The sequence below is a fragment of the Segatella copri genome, from assembly GCF_002224675.1.
Taxonomy (GTDB): domain Bacteria; phylum Bacteroidota; class Bacteroidia; order Bacteroidales; family Bacteroidaceae; genus Prevotella; species Prevotella copri_U.
Genome location: NZ_NMPZ01000052.1, coordinates 1 through 3868, shown reverse-complemented (window position 1 = coordinate 3868; position 3868 = coordinate 1). Strand labels below are relative to the sequence as shown.

The 3868-nt window shown below is 40.6% G+C and carries 4 protein-coding genes; all 4 read right to left on the bottom strand.

All coding sequences use genetic code 11. From position 1 onward, the window contains the following. Positions 1-906: 906 nt before the first annotated feature. The 4 genes from CFT61_RS16145 to CFT61_RS16130 all read right to left on the bottom strand — a co-directional run bounded on the left by CFT61_RS16145 (position 907) and on the right by CFT61_RS16130 (position 3663). On the bottom strand, positions 907-1545 hold the full coding sequence (locus CFT61_RS16145) for a hypothetical protein (protein ID WP_089545416.1): 639 nt from the start codon (positions 1543-1545) through the stop codon (positions 907-909). A gap of 12 nt (positions 1546-1557) precedes the next feature. Beyond that, complete coding sequence (locus tag CFT61_RS16140) at positions 1558-2790, bottom strand: AAA family ATPase (protein WP_089545415.1); 1233 nt, start codon at positions 2788-2790, stop codon at positions 1558-1560. 422 nt (positions 2791-3212) lie between these two features. After that, positions 3213-3314 (bottom strand): HepT-like ribonuclease domain-containing protein, encoded by a 102-nt coding sequence (locus CFT61_RS16135; protein ID WP_089545414.1) that lies wholly within the window; start codon positions 3312-3314, stop codon positions 3213-3215. 37 nt (positions 3315-3351) lie between these two features. After that, positions 3352-3663, bottom strand: coding sequence for a nucleotidyltransferase family protein (locus CFT61_RS16130; protein ID WP_089545413.1), 312 nt, complete (start codon positions 3661-3663; stop codon positions 3352-3354). Positions 3664-3868: the final 205 nt, after the last annotated feature.

Below are 3868 nucleotides of genomic sequence, written 5' to 3'. Positions count from 1 at the left end.
ATGTCTTTCTGCCTGCTGCATACGAAATGCAAAGCGAGCTGCTTGAAGCAAATTATATATCATATACCATTCTGCTTGCCTGAAAGCCATCTTTTAAGTTCTTAAATCGTCTCGTTCTTCTGAATCTCTACTTAAGAGATACTGAATCGCGCTGCAAAAATACGAATTTTATTGTAAATAAGCGAATTATGCCTGTTAAATTTTTGATTTCGTTCAGCAAAAAGCAACTTTTTTTTGAGTTGGTTTTGGATGAAATCTGATAAGTCTCTGATTAAAAGGAAATTTTCCGTTGTTCTGTATCTCTTAAGTAGAGATTCAGAAAAATGGTTCAAATTGGTTCATTTTATCCTGGAATAGTTTTTTCTTCTCTTTTTTAAATTATAGGGCGGCTAGGTTTCTGGCGGTGGTATCATCTACTCAGGAGCAAGGGATGTAACCGCCCTCCGGTGCTCAGAACCGCTACGCTATAAGGTTGGCGGACCATCAAAGGTCTGCGCCAGGTTTGCGGGATGGGACCGCCTGGCTAACGAAAAGGGTACTAGTGCATCAATCGCTCCATTAGATTAACTTTTTATAAACAGGTATTGCTACCTTATCCATTTCTTCTTTCGAAACCTTAGATACCCTCTTCTGTAACTATCTTTGTTATCATCTTATCAATGATCTTTCCCATAATTCTTTATTTTTATTTCAATTACGCCTACAAATATAAGGGTTTTCGGTGAAACTACCAATTTTTTTTTTGGGGGGGGGAGTTTTTGATTCTTGCTCTAATCACCCCCAGATTTAAGTAGCAGATTGTCTTTCGACAATATCTGCAACCGAGAAGAATAAGTTTTCGAAGTATCGTAAGTCGGTATATAGTATGCAAGACATCCTAAAGTGACTGCTTACCAATCTTTTTAATCACAATCTTAACAATTCCCTCAAATCTACCTGATACTCATTCTGCCTATCAGGAACAGCAACATAATGGATATTAACGTCTGGCAATGCCAAAGGCGCATAATACTTATTGGCGATAGAAGATGAAATCAGCTTGTGCTTCTTCGCACACAAATATCTAGAGAAGCTGGCATCACGACTCGTCAACTTGCTTGCTACGACCAATTGGCTACCTGTGGGTTCGTAGGATACAATCACTCCATGGTATTCCCATTCAGGAAGAGACTGTAGAATGCTAAGCTGAGCCTGCAAGCGCAATAATGTTCCCACAATCTGTTCCTTGGCATGGCTGATTTGAGCAACGCCAAAGGAGCTCTTCAGTTCGCAAACAAACAAGCATTTCCTGCCATCAACCTCCGCAAAAAAGATACCATCACTATTGAGAAGCATGGGTTCCTGACAACCAGCCTTACTATAAAAGGAGACCGAATCACCTGCCAGCTCTCGCGGAAAAGCATAACCTTCTCCACCAGAAACGACAAGTCGTCTAAAGTCCAACTCTGATTTGGGAGCCGTTTCTACTATCTCGCACTCATCCTTGAAATACAAGGTAGCATAAGCAGGGTAAAGCTTGCCAAACTCTTCTATCGTTGCATCCATATCACTCACTTTTTATAGATTAGATACTATGCCAAGTTGCTCAGCTACTTCTGAGATGTCAGCCGACAAGTCCATCTGGTCTTTCACTGTCTGTTCGAAAGAACTGAATGGCAAGCCTTCTGCCAAATCTTGCTTCTCGATGACAACCTTACCCTCTTCACGCTTAAAGTAATAGGCTCCCACCTGATGGTCTGTGAGATACAAATTCTTATTGTGCAGATGAGCTTCACAGAATTGCCCGAAAGAAGCCTCCGAAGCTTGCTTGATTTTGCCTAAAAGCAGCAACTGGTTCATTCGTCCCAACATATAGTCGCTATGGGTAGTCATCTGGATGAGCATGCCCTTGTTGCAACATCTTGCTAGCATATCCATCACCAAGAATTGCTTCTTCGGATGAACATGAGCCTCTGGTTCCTCAAACAGCAAGCTGTTATACTGGCGATTCTTGCCATTTTGAAGCATCAACAAGAATGGCATCAACTCCTTGACAGAAGATGCTGCAGCACTTACTGGTATCAATTCACCAGATGCAAACTGCAAGAACACGCTACCATTCTCCAACACTATCTTGCCATCTACCAACTTAGCGATATAGTTTGCATAGAATTGATTATCTGCTACTGCAATGCGAGAAGGAGTTTTGAGATCATCCAACTGTTGTAAAAAGTCACGATACATTCCTATAGGAGATGTTGTATTAGCACCCATAAAGGCTGCTCTAGCAGGAGGGAGGATCAAAGGCTGAATTAATGCAATTCCCAAACACTTATCTGTTAAATATGAGGAAAGGATAATACTCATCATAACCTTACTATCCATATCCTCAGGGAATATCATAGAAGCTTCATTAACTGCATAGCGGCAAAAACCATTGACTAAATCATAATTCTGCCGTCTCAATAAAAGCCCCATCTCATCATCAATCCCTTCGAACACATAATTGACCGCACAATCAAAATTAGTATTACCCAATAAATATCCCAAGTATGCACTAGTATTTTGGTTAAGCCATGTTCTGAAATCCTTAAATTTAAGAGTGAGTTCGTCCTTTTGGCTTCCGTTAGACTTCATTCTGATAAATTCAGAAAGTCTCTCAGAAGTCATAGCAGTAAGAAGGTTATACCACAATAATGCCGTATAACTCTTACCCAGTCCTGATTCACCAGTATAAACCAGGAAAGGCTTAAACTCTATCTCAGAATTCTGGATAGGACCTAACTTATCTATAATCACTCGGATATTCATGTTGCAACATTTTATGAGTTCTAATTTTCTGCAAAGATAGGATATTTCCTCGAAACTACCAAATTTTGGGGGGAGTTTTTGCTTCTTGCTCTAATCTCCCCCAGATTAACGTATATCACCAATACAGCGTCCCTACTATATTACTAGTAGTTACACCTTTCTATTTTTGGGAAAAAGTTATATTTTTGTTCCTCGTTGCAGTATCGCTCTGTGATTTTTTCGACTCCCCTGTCCCCCTCTTGCGAAGAGGGGGTCCTTACCCTATACCCAAGCCCTAAATCCCTACCATAGGGATTAGGGATGTAACCGCCCTCCGGTGCTCAGAACCGCTACGCTTTAGGGTTGGCGGACCAATCAAAGGTCTCGCCAGGTTGTGCGGGATGGGACCGCATGGGGACGGCAAAAAATATAAGTTTTTTTAATTACTCCAACAGATACTTAACTATCCAAGGTTTCAACTCAGGAATGTCAACTTCTATCGTGTCCCAAAGGCTTTCGGGATCTATTGTATAATAGCCATGCACAAGGACATGTCAAATATGCTCTAACCTTCCCCTATCTCTAACTTTTTCTCTCATAAATCAAGAATTTATCTTGGTTGGCTGTTTCTTGAGCAAAAGGGAGGAGACGATTAGCCTCTACTATATCCACCTTGCGATGAAGCAAGTCTTCCAAATTCAACATAATACCTGCTATTTTCATCAGAGAAATTCGATTATGCTGACGATCATACTCTACAAGAATGTCTATGTCACTATCAGTAGTTTCTTCTCCTCGTGAGCATGAACCAAAGAGCCAAGCCTTTGTTATTGGCTGGCTACCAAAGAAATCTTGTATCTTTGGAATCATATTTTGTACATTCTTACTAATCATAACAGCGTAATTTTATTGTTTTTAATGGAGCTTATACTCCATTTCTCTGTTCATTGTGCAAATATAAGGGTTTTCGGTGAAACTACCAAATTTTTGGGGGAAGTTTTTGCTTCTTGCTCTAATCTCCCCCAGATTAACGTATGAATCCCTCCGTTCAATGGTCTTTACACCCCTTCATTTCCCCCGTTTGCCGGGGACAGAAACC